General features: G+C 64.7%; 13 protein-coding genes. 8 read left to right on the top strand and 5 right to left on the bottom strand.

Going from position 1 to position 15599, the window contains the following annotated elements; genetic code table 11:
* Positions 1-32: 32 nt before the first annotated feature.
* Positions 33-782 carry a hypothetical protein gene (locus D9V28_RS07890; protein ID WP_121659186.1) on the bottom strand — a complete coding sequence of 250 codons (750 nt, stop codon included), beginning with the start codon at positions 780-782 and terminating at the stop codon, positions 33-35.
* A 118-nt stretch (positions 783-900) separates the two neighbouring features.
* Between D9V28_RS07890 and D9V28_RS07885 the strand changes: the two genes are divergently transcribed.
* From D9V28_RS07885 to D9V28_RS07860, 6 genes are all read left to right on the top strand, one after another.
* Positions 901-1557, top strand: a complete 657-nt coding sequence (locus tag D9V28_RS07885; protein ID WP_121659185.1) for a hypothetical protein — start codon at positions 901-903, stop codon at positions 1555-1557.
* 16 nt (positions 1558-1573) lie between these two features.
* A complete protein-coding gene (locus D9V28_RS07880) occupies positions 1574-2242 on the top strand; it encodes a hypothetical protein (protein ID WP_121659184.1) in 669 nt (222 codons plus the stop codon).
* Between the two features lie 141 nt (positions 2243-2383).
* Positions 2384-2566, top strand: coding sequence for a hypothetical protein (locus D9V28_RS07875; RefSeq protein ID WP_121659183.1), 183 nt, complete (start codon positions 2384-2386; stop codon positions 2564-2566).
* 47 nt (positions 2567-2613) lie between these two features.
* Positions 2614-3120 carry a metallophosphoesterase family protein gene (locus tag D9V28_RS07870; protein ID WP_121659182.1) on the top strand — a complete coding sequence of 169 codons (507 nt, stop codon included), beginning with the start codon at positions 2614-2616 and terminating at the stop codon, positions 3118-3120.
* A gap of 79 nt (positions 3121-3199) precedes the next feature.
* Positions 3200-3598, top strand: a complete 399-nt coding sequence (locus tag D9V28_RS07865) for a hypothetical protein (protein ID WP_121659181.1) — start codon at positions 3200-3202, stop codon at positions 3596-3598.
* A 136-nt stretch (positions 3599-3734) separates the two neighbouring features.
* A complete protein-coding gene (locus D9V28_RS07860; protein ID WP_229727892.1) occupies positions 3735-4925 on the top strand; it encodes a MarP family serine protease in 1191 nt (396 codons plus the stop codon).
* A gap of 10 nt (positions 4926-4935) precedes the next feature.
* Here the strand turns inward: D9V28_RS07860 and D9V28_RS07855 are convergent, their stop codons facing one another.
* Complete coding sequence (locus D9V28_RS07855; RefSeq protein WP_147440944.1) at positions 4936-5196, bottom strand: hypothetical protein; 261 nt, start codon at positions 5194-5196, stop codon at positions 4936-4938.
* A 296-nt stretch (positions 5197-5492) separates the two neighbouring features.
* On the opposite strand from D9V28_RS07855, the gene D9V28_RS16415 reads away from it, so the two are divergent.
* Complete coding sequence (locus tag D9V28_RS16415; protein WP_121659178.1) at positions 5493-8357, top strand: helix-turn-helix transcriptional regulator; 2865 nt, start codon at positions 5493-5495, stop codon at positions 8355-8357.
* A 14-nt stretch (positions 8358-8371) separates the two neighbouring features.
* Here D9V28_RS16415 and D9V28_RS07845 read toward each other — a convergent pair whose 3' ends face one another.
* Both D9V28_RS07845 and D9V28_RS07840 read right to left on the bottom strand, forming a co-directional pair.
* Positions 8372-9187: a DarT ssDNA thymidine ADP-ribosyltransferase family protein gene (locus D9V28_RS07845; RefSeq protein WP_121659177.1), complete on the bottom strand. Its 816-nt coding sequence runs from the start codon at positions 9185-9187 to the stop codon at positions 8372-8374.
* 149 nt (positions 9188-9336) lie between these two features.
* Positions 9337-10428, bottom strand: a complete 1092-nt coding sequence (locus D9V28_RS07840) for an alkene reductase (RefSeq protein ID WP_121659176.1) — start codon at positions 10426-10428, stop codon at positions 9337-9339.
* Positions 10429-10542: 114 nt separating this feature from the next.
* Here D9V28_RS07840 and murQ point away from each other — a divergent pair, with 114 nt between their 5' ends.
* On the top strand, positions 10543-12426 hold the full coding sequence (murQ, locus tag D9V28_RS16270) for an N-acetylmuramic acid 6-phosphate etherase (protein ID WP_229727895.1): 1884 nt from the start codon (positions 10543-10545) through the stop codon (positions 12424-12426).
* Between the two features lie 15 nt (positions 12427-12441).
* Here the strand turns inward: murQ and D9V28_RS07825 are convergent, their stop codons facing one another.
* Positions 12442-15180, bottom strand: a complete 2739-nt coding sequence (locus D9V28_RS07825) for a helix-turn-helix transcriptional regulator (protein ID WP_121659175.1) — start codon at positions 15178-15180, stop codon at positions 12442-12444.
* Positions 15181-15599: the final 419 nt, after the last annotated feature.

Below are 15599 nucleotides of genomic sequence, written 5' to 3'. Positions count from 1 at the left end.
CCCTCACCCTTCGGTGCGTGATCCACGAGCGGTCAGGACCGGAACGCAGCGAAGTCGGGGTGCCGCTTGAGCGCCGACTCCCCCGCGCTTCCCCAGACGGCAAGCACCGCGACAGACTCGGCGTGTGCGCAGGCCACAAGGAGCGGTGCCTGATCGTTGACCCGGAGCACGACGGCACCGGGAACAAGATGAACGGCAGTGATGTCCGCGTATGGCACGTCGATCAGTCCGCCGCTCCCCCGGAGCAGGATGCGACGATCTGTTACAGCGAGACTGACATCGTCAATCGACGACCAGGCTCCGTCGGTGCGCGGCGAGCGCTGAGTGTCCGGACCAGCTTCGGATGAGGATGCCAACGCTCGCGCTGATGCGGTGAGCGTGCGGGTCGTTGGTGTGGGCTGCCGGTGCCTGGCGACGACCGCGGTTTCGGAGAGGAAAACCAGCTCAGTGGCATCCGTTTGAATATCGGGTGACGTTGTCGCCTGCGGAAGCAGTCCGTTCGACAGGGACCACAACAACTCACTCCCCTGCTGGATGCCGTTGCTCGCCGGGCCGGTCACCTGGCGGGCTTCGACGCGGCGGGCATGCATCGCCCGAACGACGAAGTAGAGACACACCGCGGGGACGAGAATGGCGAGCGCGAGCGCGGATTCGGAGATGAACCAGCTGACCGTTGAGGCCGGAGCGTCGGAGGTTTCGGTGGCGATCCAGACCCACCCGAAACCGATGAGCGCGACAAGCCCGACTATGAGGGGCACCAGCGGGCTCTGTCTGCGGGTCACCCGTCTAATCTACGGTCTCTCGGCACTCTCGAACACGAGTGGCCCAATTCGCAACCCCTTGCATCAAATTCGGGCCGCGGCCTTGACTTGAGTCAGCAATGGAGAGAGGACACAGACCATGAGCACTCCAGAAGACAGGGAACGGGACGCGCGCACAGCCGCGTACGATCGGGACGCCGGGCCACAGACGCACGGCGCTGTACCCGCTGAATCACAGCAGTCGCACCGCGAAAACGTGGTCGCACGGGAGAAGGAACGCTTCGGCGGAATGAAATTCGGGTCGGCGTTCTTCGGCTGGCTGACCGCGGTCGGACTCACTGTGATCCTCACAGCCCTAGTCGCGGCGATAGTTGTCGCCGTATCCGGTGGGGTTGAGGATGCTGCGGAGAGCACGCTGAGTGCGCAGCTCGGTGGAGTCCTCGTGTACGCGATCGTCGTGCTCGCGGTGTTGTTTGTCGCCTACTACTGCGGTGGATATGTCGCCGGGCGCATGGCACGGTTCAGCGGAGCGAAGCAGGGCATCGCGGTCTGGATCTGGTCTGTCGTGATCGCTATCGTTGTCGCGATCTTCGGAGCGATCGCTGGCAGCCAGTTCAACATCCTGGCCAACCTCAACACCTTCCCGCGGATTCCGATGAGTGCGGATGAGCTGACATCCGGCGGAGTCATCACGGCGATTCTTGCGCTCGTGGTTGCCCTCGGTGGCGCAGTTCTCGGCGGTCTCGCCGGAATGCGATTCCACCGCCGCGTTGACCGCGCTGGCCTCGGCCGCTAGTTCAGAAAGGAAACAGATGCTGGATTCACGAGACATCGGTGGCCTGCAGGGCGCCCCGGTCCACGGACCCGACAACGAGAAGATCGGCAACGTTCACCAGGTCTTTGTTGACGCGGTGACCGGTGCGCCGAACTGGGTAACCCTCAAGACGGGTTTCCTTGGGCGCCACGAAATCTTCGCACCGCTGGCGAACTCCACCTGGGACGGAGAGATTCTGCGACTGGACCTCGACAAGGAGACCCTGCTCGCTGCACCGCGGCTGAACGCGGACGAGGGTCTCAGTCCGCACAACGAGGAGGCGCTCAACCGCCACTTCGGCCTGAGCGATGTGGACACCGACGGCGGAACGGCGCGCCCAGCCGAGGAATACCCCGAACGGACGGAACTCCTGGAGCAGGCCGCCGCCCGCCAGCGTAACGAGGAGGGCGGGGAGCGCTCGGCGCACGACGCCGGCGAGAACACGCACGACAGTGAGAACGACGGGCACGCTCGCGAGACCGACGAGCAGGCGCACGACCGCAACTTCGACGAGCAGGCACGCGAGAACGAAGCGGCTGAGCCTGTTCGGGACAGCGGGGGAGACGTGGGCCGAGAATCCGCCCCGGTTCGGGCGGACCTCGGCGACGTACAGGCGAACGGCGGTTCATCGGGACCGCGCCACGCTAAACCGAACTCCGCGCTGTAGAACCAGTTGAGGCCCGGGGTCACTGCGCTCCGGGCCTCAACATCATGAACCGACGACGACGCCAGCGCCCCACAAGCGCACTGACGCCACGACCGACGGCGGACCGCTCGCGGTCCGCCTCCATATCGGAAATGGAATGGCATGAGCAATCCAGAATATGACGCGGCAGAACCAGCCCTGGAGGGCCAGAACAAACCGGTTGTCCACGACGACGCCCACGAAGATGCCCGCAGGCGCGAGCGGATGCAGGCGCTCGAGGACGAAGCCATCGAGTCGGAACACATCGACAATTTCCTCGCCGGCGGGGCCGATGAGCTCCTCTGACCCTCGGGCATCCCCCGCTCCTCGTGCCCCAATGCAACAATCGGAATATGCCAACCCGCCTTCTTCTGCTCGCTGACACCCACGTCCCAAAACGAGCACGAGAGATGCCAGGTCAGGTGTGGGACGCCATCGACCAGGCCGATGTTGTGTTCCACGCTGGTGACTGGGTGACCGAGGATCTGCTCGACTCGATCGAGCACCGGGCCGCCCGGTTGATTGGCGTGTACGGCAACAATGACGGTGAAGCCCTGCGGCGTCGCCTGCCGCTGGTCGCGAACGCGGTGATCGATGGCATCCGTTTTTCAATGATTCACGAAACGGGACAGGCGAAGGGCCGGGAAGTAAGGGCTGATCTGGGGTTTCCTGATGCGGATGTGTTGATCTTCGGGCACAGCCACATTCCGTGGGACGCGGTGAGCCCCAATGGGCTCCGGCTCCTCAACCCCGGTTCGCCAACTGATCGTCGGCGACAACCCGTCTGCACCTACCTGACGGCGGTCGCTGACGATGGCGAGCTTCGGGATGTCACGCTCGTGCCTGTCGCGCGAGCATAGGGATTTCGCTCCCGTTCGCAACCCCTTGAGGCTCTTCTCGAGGTCGCCCTAGCGTGAATATTCCGACGATTGGAGAATCATGAGCGATGCAGAGAACACCGGTTCGAACGACACCTCGGTGAACGACGAGAGCCCGGCAACAGACGGTCTGACCTCTGAGGGCGGCGTCTGGGGGGTTGGCGACCCGAAGGACGAGGAAATGCTCGCCAACCAGACCGTCACCAATGATGCGGTCGCAGGCGAGCCGGTCGACGCCGCGTTCATTGACGTTGACGAGGCTGACGTTGAGACCTCGCTGTCTGGCGACTCGATGGATTCTGAGAACGACCAGCACCTCTTCAGCAACACGCACGGAGAGGTCGAGCCGGGCACGGACAACCAGGACACTACGACGTCGCAGTTGACCGACGCTCTCGACAGCGACGCTCTCGCCTCGAGCGAGGCTCCAGCCACAGATGAGACCGGCTCCGAAAACTAAACCAGTCGATCAGCGACCTGCCGCCCCTACCCGGGCGGCAGGTCTCTGTAGTTAACCCGGAAACGACCGACTCTCTGCCATCGGGATCCTCACGGATGCCGCGCCTAGAATGAATCCGGATACGGCTGGAGGGCCCTTGAACGCAGCATCATTCGGGTCGATCGCGCTCGACGTCGTTCTCCTTGTCGTTGTTGTTGGCGCCCTGATCCAGGGCTACAGCCGCGGGTTGTTTCGTATCGTCGGCGGCATTGCGGGCATGATTGCCGGGGGAGTGGCCGCGTTCTTCTCCCTGCCACTGATCGCCACCTGGCTCCCGGAATGGCGGGTTCTCGCGTCCATCGCCGCGGCGGTGCTGCTCATCAGTATCGGATACACGGTCGGCATCGCGCTCGGAAACCTGATTCGGCGCCCGCTGCACAAGACCCCGCTCAAGCTGGTCGACAAGCTCGTTGGCGCGCTCGCAAACACCTCGGTCGCGCTTCTGGTCATCTCGGTACTCGCCTTCAGCGCGCAGGCCCTCGGAGCGCCCATGGTGAGCCAGGCCATGGCGTCGTCCACCGTGCTTCGCACCCTCGACTCGCTCATGCCTGCGCCCGTCGAGTCGTTCCTGGCCCAGGTGCGCACCACCGTCATGAACGACGGACTGCCGCGTGTCCTCGACGCGGTCGGTGTTCCGACGACCTCGCCAGACTTGCCCGCCGTCCAACTGGACTCTCCGGCGTTGACGACAGCAGCGGCATCCGTCGTTCGAATCACCGGAAACGCGCCATCCTGCGGAACCGGGCGCGTGGGGAGCGGATTTGTCGTCTCCGAGGACCGCGTCGTGACCAACGCCCACGTGCTGGCCGGGGTGACGGAGCTCGTGGTTGAGGCGCCGAACGAAATGCCGCGGCCAGGCCGCATCGTGTACTTCGACCCCGTGGATGACCTCGCCGTGATCGACGTATCCGGACTCGACGCTCCGGCCCTGCCGATGGCGACGGCACTCTCGCCCGGATCCGAGGCCGCGGTGATGGGTTACCCGTTCGGCGGACCGTTCACCGCAGGGTCGGCGAGCGTTCTCGCCCACGGCACCACGCTCGTTCCCGACATTTACGGCGCCACCCCGGCTCCGCGCCAGGTCTACACGCTCGCCGCCAACGTGCAGCAGGGCAATTCGGGCGGCCCGCTGCTGACGACGGACGGCGCGGTTGTCGGCGTAATTTTTGCGAAGTCGGATGTCACGGAGAACGTTGGTTATGCGCTCACCATGGAAGAGGTACTTCCGGTGATCGCACAGGCACCGTCGTTCTCGGCCCAAGTGCAATCAGGCGCTTGCACGCGATAAGACGCGGACGCTAGCGGAAGTCGCTGAGTCCCATGCGCTGGACCTGCGGGATGTACGCCGGGGCTCGCACGCCGGCTCCCGTGAGATTGTCGCATCGTGTGAACTGGCCGCCGATCCGTTGGAGAAGGCAGGTTTGCGAGAAGGTGAGCGTCTCGGACGGTGATGGTGCGGTGGAAGCGGCAGCCCCACCGGAGAGACCGGCGACTCCCGCGCCGAGTAGAAGCGCGCCAGCAGCGGCACTAACGGCAAGACGACCACGTATTTTCAACATCAGCACACCCTTTTCTTGAGGCGACCAACGCCCGCCGGGAGCACCCGACAGCCGTAAACCGGTGGGAGCCGACGGATCCCCAGGGGGAAAGATCACGCCGACTCCGCACCTGATCTGGCTTGAGGATCCTCCGCATGACACCACCTACACATCAGAAACCACCCCTCAGAACCTCGTAGCGAACCCTGAGATCCGGGCGACGAGAGGTCATTTTGCCGAATTCCAGGTGCGCAAATCAGGAAATATCCTCAGGGGAGGGGCTCGGCTGCCGGACCGATCAGTGCAACACTGGGGCAATGGAGGCGCGGGGAAGCGTACCGGACCCCGTTCTCGTCGGTCGCGACGCAGAACTGGCCGTCCTTCGCGCGATTCTTGAACGGGCGAGCGGCGGAGATGCGGCAACCCTCCTCGTCACGGGAGACCCCGGTGTGGGCAAGACTGCCCTGGTGAGAGGGGTAAAACGCCTTGCCGGTTCCGTCACCGAACTGTACGGAACCTGCCTTCCGCTTACCTCACTGAGCGTGCCATTCCTCGCGTTGCGCTCGGCGGTGCGCAATCTCAGCCCCGACGACGGGCCACCGCCGCCGCGCGTGACGGACACCACCATGAACGTTCCCGTTCTCATTGACACGTGGCTGGACGAACTGTGTGCCATCCGCCCGGTGGTCCTCACGGTTGACGATCTCCAGTGGGCCGACCAAAGCACTCTCGACGTGCTCATGTACCTGATCGCCGGGCGAGTGCGCCGACCCCTCACCATCCTCTGCACCATCCGCAAGGACGACTCAAACCTTCGGCTGCAGCGCTGGCTCGCGGACATCCGCCGTCTGCCCGAGATCACCGAACTGGTTCTCCAGCCGCTGGATCGGATCGCGACCGGTGAACAGATGGCCAAAATCTTTGACAGCACTCCGCACCAGTCCCTCGTCGACGAGGTCTACTCGCACACACGTGGAAACGCCTACCTCACCCGGCTCGTTGTTTCCGGCCTGTCCGCAAACGCCCGCCATATCCGGTCGAACTTCCCCGACGATCTGCGCTCGGCGGTGCTGCAGTCCTGGCGGCAGCTTTCGCCCGAGGCACGCCGCCTCGCGCAAACGCTCGCGGTAAACGGCGGCCCGATGAGCGTGAACGACCTCGAGGCGGTCTCCGGCGTCCACGACATCCTGCCGCTGCTTGCGGAGGCCGTCGACGCAGGAACTGTCGATGCGGCACCCAACGGCACGTACTGGTTCCATCACCCGCTCATCGCTGAGGTGCTCGAGCGCTCTCTCGCGCCGGACTCCAGCCACCGCTGGCATGCCCGTTTCGCGGACTACTACGAAGGGAAGCTGTCGGACGGCCCCGGACGTATCGAAGTGCTCGTCGCGGTCGCGGACCATCACGACCGTGCCGGGCATGCGGCCGAGGCGCTCGATTGGGCGCTTCAGGCGGCTGAGGAAGCCGGCGACTCCGGTGGGCGTCCCGAGATGCTCAGGCTCCTGCGCCGGGCCGTTGCCCTGCGGAAGGAACTTCCGGATGCGTCCGCGAGCGTTCATGACCTGCTCGTGCGACTTCGCGCAGCGGCGGATGCTGCCGGGGCGCACGAGGAGGAGCTCGGTGCGATCGAGCAGTTACTCGAGAACCCGGATCTGCCTCCGCTCGACGTTGCCGAGATGCTGGTCCGCAGGATGCACCTGCGATTCTCGACCGGGCGTGCGTTTCTCTCCGTTCCTGAAGCTCGCGCCGCAGTGGACGTAGCCCGGTCTGACGCGTCCAGTTGGCAATACGCCCTCGCGCTGGCAGAACTCGCCCACGCCGAACTCTGGGCCGGTGTCGACGGGGCTTCGGCGCGGGCAGCGGATGCCCTGGACCTGGCACTGAGCGCCGGACACCCACGAGCGATGTCCTATGCCCATTCGGCGATGGCCATGGCTGTCCTGTTCGACCAGCACAACGACGCCGAGGCGTTCGATCACGCGTCGAAGGGACTCGAGGAGGCGGTCGACGCGCGCGACTGGTGGGCCTACGTCCATGCCGCGTCGTGGGAAGCGCATGCTCTCGAAACCTGGACGGCGCAGGAGTTCGCGAACCACCTCAGCGGGAGGCGTGAGCGCCTGAGCGCGTTGAACGCCCCGCACACCTACCTGGCGTATCTCTCGGCCGAAGAATCGTCCTCTCGACTGGCCTTCGGTGATTGGATGACGGTCCTCGGCGGGCTTCGCGTCGTCCTTGGCTCGGATCCGGGAGCTGTGGCAGACGCCACTGCCCGCCTCACAGCGGCTCGGCTCTCAGCCTGGCAGGGTCACACGGCAGAAGCGCACGCGCATCTTGAGCGCGCAGACGAGTTGTTCGGAGACAAAAGCGAGTTTCTGGCGCTCCCTTTCGATGCAGTGCGAAGCGAGGTCGCCCTGGCGCAGGGGAACAACACCGCCGCGTTCGACGCAGCTCTCGCCGGTGCGACATTCACCGGACTTCCGCCCATGCGATGCGAATGGCTGGTTCCGCTTGCCGCGTCGGCTCTGGCTAACCTGATCGGCGAGCAACGAGATGCAGGCCAGGACCCCACCGACCTGATCGATCAGCTCGACGGATTCGTCGCACAGTTTCCCGCAGTCATCCGTCATACCGGCGCTGGATCCGACCTCTACGACCGCCAGTGTTCAGCCCTGGAAGCCCTATATGCCGCCGAGGTTGCACGCGGGCGAGCGCATGCCGATCTGGGCATTCAATGGGTGAACGTTGCCGATCGGTTCGCCGATGCGCGACTTCCGTGGGAGGAGACGTACGCCTGCTGGCGGGCCGCTGAGTCGCTGCTGACGCGAGGTCATCACCATCGTGACCAGGCAGCATCCGTGCTTCGCCGTGGAGTCGACCTGAGCGAACGGCTCTCCGCCGACCCACTGGGGCAGTTGCTGCTGTCGCTGGCTGAAACCGCGCGAGTGCCGCTCGGGCACGTCGAGCAGGCGGGCACGTCACGCTTGCCCGAGGCGGGGCTCACACCGCGCGAGCACGAGATCCTCGATCACGTCATCGCCGGGCGGACCTACTCGGAAATCGCCCGGGCGCTGGTGATCAGCGAGAAAACGGTGAGCTCGCACATTTCGAATCTGCTGCGCAAAACAGGAACGGCAAACCGGGTCGATCTGGCCCGGTTTGCCAGTCGTACGCTGCGTGAGTAGCGGCGAGAATTGGTTTACAGCGCGCTCTCGTACTGGAACCACGGCGGGTGCGCGGCAACCTTCGCCTTGTACGGCGTCGATTCGAGCATTTCCTTCACCGTTTCCCGAACGGACACCGTTGCGACACTGATCACTGAGATGGCGTCGAACGGCAGGCTGGTCTCGACGAGGACTTCAGCCTCAAGAATGGCACCCGATTCCTCCTCGGCACGGAGCTTGCGCAGCATTCGCTCGGCGCTTTCCTTCGTGGCCTCGAGTCGGGTGACCGCTCCTGCAGCGTCTCCGTCGGTGACGACGATGTTGGAGTAGCCGGGTTCGCTCGTGTCGCGGACCTTCTTGATCGAGCTGACCAGGACCACGTAGTCGTTGACGGCTGTGCTGCGTGCTTCACCTGAGAGCCGCGGGTCAGCGGCGTCGGACCGAAGGCTCGCCCAAAGGCTGGCGTTCGGGGTCAGGAAGAACGGCACGTAGTCGGCGACCGTCGCGGTTCCTGCCTTCGAAACCAGGGTCGAGCGTCGCGCGTCGCGGTTCTCGGGAGACGAGATGTCAACGCGGGGATCCGCTGACACGGAGTCAGCGAGCAACACTCCGGACGCGAGCATCTTCTCGAGGTTTGAGATGTGGGTGACATGGTAGATCCGCTGCTCGGCGATGTCGATCGACGACTCCGCTGCGGCTTTCGACCCTGCGGCAGGGGCCGTGCGCAGGCTTGTGGTGCGAGGACGAGGTGCGCGTTTCGGAGCGACAACGACCTTCGGAGCTGGTGGGGCGGAGGGGAAACAGGTTGCACAGGCTCCGTTTTCGAAACCGTGCTTACATTCGTTGCTCAAGGCAAACCTTTCGGAGAGCGTGGCGTGCGCTCGGCGCCCGAGGGGGGACCCGGTGCCACCTCTCTACGTTACGGGGTTTCGCTGGGTATTCGAACTTCGAACACCGCTGGCCCGCACCGATGAACAGTGCGGGCCAGCGGGAGAAGCACCTACGCGCCGGCGAGCACTGACTCGTCGAGGCGCGGGTAGTCGGTGTAACCGAGTGCACCCTCTGCGTAGAAAGTTGCCGGGTTCGGCTCATTCTCGGGGTGCTCGCCGCTCCAGCGCTCCACAAGGTCGGGGTTGGCGATCGCCATTCGACCGATCGCGACGGCGTCAGCGTGTGACGAATCGATGAGCTCGATCGCCTCGTCGCGGGTGGTGACGGCGCCGAACCCGCTGTTCGCGATGATCTTGCCGCCGAACCGCGAACGCAGTCCCTGAACAAAGTCGCCGGTCGGGTCGTTGTGCAGAATGCTGAGGTAGGCAAGCCCGAGCGGGGCAAGCCCGTCCATCAGCGCACCGTAGGTGGCCGCAACGTCGTCCGCGTCGGTTTCGAGCACGTCCTGAATGTTGTGTGAAGGAGAAATACGGATGCCTACGCGGCCTGGCCCCACAGCATCCGCTACCGCTTTGGTCACCTCGAGAACGAAAGCCGCGCGCTTCTCGGGCGATCCGCCGAATGCGTCGTCTCGCGTGTTGGAGGCGGGGGAGAGGAACTCGTGCAGGAGGTAGCCGTTCGCACCGTGAACTTCGACTCCGTCGAGGCCCGCCTCGATTGCTCGAACGGATGCTGTCACGAACTCATCGCGAACCGTCTCGAGTTCTTCGAGAGACAGTGCATGCGGCACCGGGAAGGGAAGCTTGCCGTCCGGCGTGCGCACGTCACCATCGATCGCGATCGCACTCGGTGCGACGATGCGGTCGGTGCCGGTGATCGCCGTGTGCGAGACACGACCGCCGTTCATGACCTGCATGACGATGCGTCCGCCCCGAGCGTGAACAGCCTCGGCGACCGAGCGCCAGCCGGCGACCTGCGCATCGGTGATGATGCCGGGCTGGCCCGGGTATGCACGTGACTCGGCGCTCGGGTACGTTCCCTCGGTGATGATCAGCCCAAGGCTGGCTCTCTGCGCGTAGTGTTCGGCGATCAGGTCGCCTGGCACGCCATCCTCTCCGGCACGGAGCCGGGTGAGTGGTGCCATCACTATGCGGTTGGCGAGCTGGAGGTCTCCGAGGGAAACGGGCGAGAACAAGTCCATAAAGTGCGTGCCTTTCGTTGGTGGGGCCCGGCTGAAGCAGGGCCTCTGGGCCCAACCGGGGGAGCGGGCGAACTATTCCGACCGCCTGGGAATGCCCCGTGCGATAGTGGAGCCATGTCTGAACCTCGGTTTCCCGACCTGATCACGATCGGCGAGACGATGGTCGTGATCGCGCCAACCAATGCGGGGTCGCTTGAGACCGCGACGGACTTCTCGCTCGGAGCCGGCGGGGCTGAGTCGAATGTGGCCATTCACGTCGCGGGGCTCGGCCAGCGAGCGGCCTGGGTGAGCGCGGTTGGGAACGATGCTCTCGGTCGTCGCCTGACCCGGCAGGTATCTGAGCGGGATGTCGACACCCGCTGGCTCACCGTGCACCCTGACGCACCTACCGGGGTGTACGTCAAGGACCCGGGCAGGGGCGTTCTGTACTACCGCGGCGGCTCGGCGGCCTCCCGGATGTCGCCGGCGTCCCTCGACGGCATCCCGCTCGAGCGGGCGTCGATCGTGCACATTTCCGGCATCACGGCAGCGCTCTCCTCGAGCTGCGATGCGATGCTCGACGCGGTGATCGAGCGCCTCGCTGCGACCGATGTGCTGCTGAGCTTTGACGTTAATTATCGGAGTGGACTGTGGGATGTCGCCACGGCCGCACCGCGACTGCTCGAGTTGGCACGACGGTCGGACATCGTGCTTGTCGGCCTGGACGAGGCAGAAACGCTGTGGGGAACGTCGACGGCGGAAGAGGTACGAGCGCTGATCGACACTCCCGCGCGACTCGTCATTAAGGACGGACATGTCGGAGCCACCGAGTTCTCGGCGGGAGGAGCCGTCTTCGTTCCGGCGATCCAGACCGAGGTGCTCGAGGCTGTCGGTGCCGGCGACGCCTTCGCGGGCGGCTACCTCGCCGCATCACTCGCCGGAGCGAACGCTGCGAACCGACTGACGGCGGGGCACCGGCAAGCCGTTCTCGCCCTGACCACGGCCGGTGATGTACCCGATGCTGTGTCGCTCGATGCCGTTCGGGAGTCACAGCCGGAGTTGAGCGCCCCGGCCGGCGAGACGGATGGGGCTCCCGATGCCCGCGGCGACCTTCGGAACGAACTGTCCCAGCTGAGCACCGAGGTGGTGGCCGAGGATCTCCGTGACCTCGACCTGCGCAGCACGGCAGAGATGGCAGCGGCCATGAACGCGCAGGACCGAACCGTCGCCGATGCCGTTGCGGCGCTCACACCGGCGATCGCCGCGGCCGTGGACGCCATCGTCGAACGCATGACGGCCGGCGGGCGCCTGATCTACATCGGCGCCGGCACCTCAGGCAGGCTCGGAGTGCTCGACGCGAGCGAGGTTCCCCCGACCTTCGGCACCGACCCGAGCCTCGTGATCGGCATCATGGCTGGCGGCCCCACGGCGATCACGTCTGCCGTTGAGGGCGCAGAGGATGATGCGGATGCCGGCGCGAACGACCTTCGTGCCGTGCACCTGCAACCCACCGATGTGGTGGTCGGCCTGTCGGCGTCCGGCCGCACGCCGTACGTCGCGGGAGCGCTCGCGTATGCCGCATCGGTCGACGCGTTGACCGTCGCCGTTGCGTGCAACAGCAATTCACGGATCGGCGCTCTCGCGAAGCATCCGCTCGAGGTTGTTGTCGGAGGCGAGTTCGTCGCTGGCTCGACCCGCCTCAAGGCCGGAACCGCTCAGAAACTGATCCTCAACATGATCTCGACGCTCACGATGGTGCGGCTCGGCAAGACTTTCGGCAACGTCATGGTCGACCTGAAGGTCACCAACGAGAAGCTCAGGGCGCGCGCGGAGCGCACGATTATGTCGGTGACGGATGCTTCGAGCGAGCGTGCAGCAACTGCCCTCGTCGCTGCGGATAACTCGGTGAAAGAAGCCATTCTGGCGATTCGGGGGAGCCTCACGCCTGACCAGGCGCGGCAGCTGCTCGCCGATCACCACGGGTTCCTGCGGGCGGCACTCGGGGCGGCGAGCGCCTGAGCTGTCTCGCCGCGACTATCGGTGTGACGTTCCGCCTGCGTGTGTGCCTGGCGTGTGCCTGAAGTGGAGCGCTAGTTCGGTGCGTCGACCGGCGCCGAGCTTCTTCCGTGCTTGAAGGATGTGTGATTCGACGGTTCGCACACTGAGGTACAGCCGCTCGGCGATCTCGGCGTTGCTCAGCCCGACGCTCGCGAGACGGCCGACCTCGAGTTCCCGTTTGGTGAGAAGGGCAAGTGGGGAGCTGGCCATCTGGAGCTGGGGCGTCGCATGGCGCTGGCCAGGTGAATCGGTCCATCCGCGACCCTGAGCCAAATGGGAAGCGGCCGTGAAGCTCGACGTTGCGGCCTCGGTCCGCCCGTGGGCGAGGTGGGCGACGTGAGCGGCGCCGTATGCGAGCGCGGACTCTGCGAACAAACCGATCGACTGGAGGTGCGTGGCCGCGGCGTCGAGCCGGAACGCATCAGCCGCGTCTGCCGCCCGAAGGTGCTCCTCAAGAGCGCGAGTTACCTCACACTGCTCGACAGGCGGCGGGCAACCGAGCTGGGCGACGGTCTTCTTCGCCGGTTCGCCCAGTGCGTATGCGAGGTGGAGAACGCGGACGAGCATCAGTCGGCAACGCCGATCCAGGGTGTCAGCGATGCTAAGGCACTTCTGTCTGGCAGCGTCGGTATCTCCCGAACTGATGAGGAGCTGGACCAAACCCAGGTCCTCACCAAAGCTTTGCCATGGCGATCGCGTGTTCTCAAAGGCGGCGAGTCGCGTGCGCATCGCGCGAGCGCTATCTGATTGTTTCAGCACGGCGAGGGTATGCGTAAGCAAGAGCAGAATCAGAGGGGTGAGAATGGCAGCCGTCGTGCCTTCGACCCGTTTGGCGGCGGCGAGCAGCTCGCTCAGCGCCTGGTCCGCGCGGCCACCCACGAGCGCAGCGTGCCCCGCGACGATGTTGACGCAGGCGAGGGCGGCAACGTCACCGCTGTCTGCTGCCTTGAGCGCAAACGAGTTTGCGTCTTTCATCAGCGTCGAGGATCGGGTCCCGGTCAGGCCGCGGAATAAACCCGAGTGCAGAAGAAACTCCAGGCTTGCATGTCTGACTTCCGGGCTGTCGGCTGAGCCGACCGCGATAAGTTCGGAGGCGAGCGTGCGACCGAGGTCGATTGCGGTGTCGAGTTCCCGAGCCCGACCCGTGTACACGTAAGCCGGAACCAGCGCTGTCAGCGACCGGAGCCGTATCTCAGGACTGGTGCTGCGCGCTTCGAGCAGGCGCTCGAGGTGGTCGATGCCGCGGGCGTATCGGGACTCAACAAGCTCGGAACCGGCAGACGTGAGGACCTCCCAGTCGTCGACCAGGTCATTCACCGTGCCCCAGCTTCGAGCGACATCGAAACAGGTTCGTCGCCTGGACTCACGATCTCCATCCCACTGAATGAGTGTCATCCACCACGACAGGAGTCGGATGTCGTTCTCGCGTTCCGTGTGAATCGCAGCCGGGGAGTTCTCGAGGAGCTCGAAAGCTCCATGTACATCCCTTTGCGCGGCACGGGCGCGGGAGAGCTGTTCCAGGATGCCGGGGCTCGTGTGGAGAGCGCGTGCGCGCCGCGCAAAAAGTTCGGCGGAGATTGGGTGCCCTGCGCTGTTGGCGCGCTCGGCGGCCCTCTCGAGGATGCGAGCCGCCTCCGCGGGAGAACCAGCAGTCGCGGGGGTCCCGTCTTCGTCGTTAGCCCACAAGGTGCCCACAACGACGCAAGCCTCCGGGCTGTCCGCTCCGTCGCGTATCAGGCACACCAACGCTTGCTCCAGGTCGCGCTCGCACTTCGCGATGAACACAGGATCTGCATCCGCCAGAAGCACATTCGCATACAGCACGCCAGTCGAGACGCCTTCAACTGACCCCGGGTTTCGGCGGATAAAGCGCCGACGCACAAGAGTGTTGATGACGTCCGTACCGAAGAGGCGGGTTGCCCACGGATAAGCCACCGGCCCGAGCTTCGCCAGGACGATGAGAGCGACTCGGTCGCGCTCCGTGAGCTCACCGAGCTGTGGCGCGACGAGCTCGATCAGTCGCGACGAAACGACGGCCGGTCCGACGGCAAGGGAGAACGAGTCGCCCAGGCTCCACCCGTCGGAATCGACGGCTGCCTGCGTAAGTTCGCGAAGGAGGAGAGGGCTTCCGGCAGCTTCCCCGATGATCTGCGCCCGCGTCACTGCGTCGAGTTGAACCTTGCCTGAGGCCTCGTTGACTATTCGAGTTGCTTCGTCATATCCAACACCTTTGAGGTCGACTCTCTCGGAGTCGAGGTCAGTCCACAGGGCCGATAGATCACGGCCTCGTAAAGGTTCACCTTGCCCTCGTGACGGCTCCGTGGAGATCGTCGCGATAAAGGGCGTACCGGTTTCCACCAAATGGTTCAGAAGAAGTGTGAAGGCTTCGTCGGAAAGCGCATGCGCATCGTCGATCGCCAACAGCTGATTCGGTTGCGCGTGCTGGATGTAGTCCAGAACGAGTTTCGTCGAACGCGCACCGCGGACTTTGATAATCGAGACCTGGGTGTCCACCGAACGCAGTTCAGTTACGAGGCGAGAGAGCATGAAACTTTTGCCAGCACCCCACGCCGCCGCAATCACGACCCCGGTTCCGAAACCGAGACGCGAGAGAAGATGCGAAACCAGGCGCTCTCGTTCCGCGTCCAAGGTAGATGAACCCTCAGCGACCTCGATGTGGAAGGCGGAGTACCCCACAGCGCTTGTTACCGTCACGTTTGTTCCCCCGAACCGTTTGTATCGATCTCAATTGCGGAGAGACGCCTTACCTCCCCGACCCGCCCGAACACCTCAGTAGTAACGTGATTTCGCGATTCACTGCTGAGACGGTCTCGGTAGTCGCTACTGAAGCCGCCGGTTTTCCGAGGGAAGAAGAACGTGCAAAGCCGGTCAACTTCGACCGCCAGCCACACCTTGATCTTCCAAACCCGAGCGTGCCCCCATACCCGGGGTTGAACAATCCTAACTTCCCTCAGGTTGCGCCTCAGTACATCAGCATCGCTACTGAGTTTAAGCAGTAGTTCACCCTCGTTTTCACCGCACCCGCCGGCAATACCTTCATTTTGGGCCCTTCTGTCGGCCCTCAAATGACGCGGGTCGTTCCCCGCCGTCATTCCTTCTCGAATTAGGGGATT

Source organism: Mycetocola zhadangensis (assembly GCF_003668565.1).
Classification (GTDB): Bacteria; Actinomycetota; Actinomycetes; order Actinomycetales; family Microbacteriaceae; genus Mycetocola_A; species Mycetocola_A zhadangensis.
This window is presented reverse-complemented; position numbering and strand designations above follow the sequence as displayed.

Excerpts from the sequence above, each read along its gene's own strand:
- D9V28_RS07875 (WP_121659183.1), top strand. The coding sequence starts at position 2,384 with ATGAGCAATCCAGAATATGACGCGGCAGAACCAGCCCTGGAGGGCCAG.
- D9V28_RS16415 (WP_121659178.1), top strand. The coding sequence starts at position 5,493 with ATGGAGGCGCGGGGAAGCGTACCGGACCCCGTTCTCGTCGGTCGCGAC.
- D9V28_RS07840 (WP_121659176.1), bottom strand. The coding sequence starts at position 10,428 with ATGGACTTGTTCTCGCCCGTTTCCCTCGGAGACCTCCAGCTCGCCAAC.
- D9V28_RS07855 (WP_147440944.1), bottom strand. The coding sequence starts at position 5,196 with ATGTTGAAAATACGTGGTCGTCTTGCCGTTAGTGCCGCTGCTGGCGCG.
- D9V28_RS07880 (WP_121659184.1), top strand. The coding sequence starts at position 1,574 with ATGCTGGATTCACGAGACATCGGTGGCCTGCAGGGCGCCCCGGTCCAC.
- D9V28_RS07885 (WP_121659185.1), top strand. The coding sequence starts at position 901 with ATGAGCACTCCAGAAGACAGGGAACGGGACGCGCGCACAGCCGCGTAC.
- D9V28_RS07870 (WP_121659182.1), top strand. The coding sequence starts at position 2,614 with ATGCCAACCCGCCTTCTTCTGCTCGCTGACACCCACGTCCCAAAACGA.
- D9V28_RS07865 (WP_121659181.1), top strand. The coding sequence starts at position 3,200 with ATGAGCGATGCAGAGAACACCGGTTCGAACGACACCTCGGTGAACGAC.
- murQ (WP_229727895.1), top strand. The coding sequence starts at position 10,543 with ATGTCTGAACCTCGGTTTCCCGACCTGATCACGATCGGCGAGACGATG.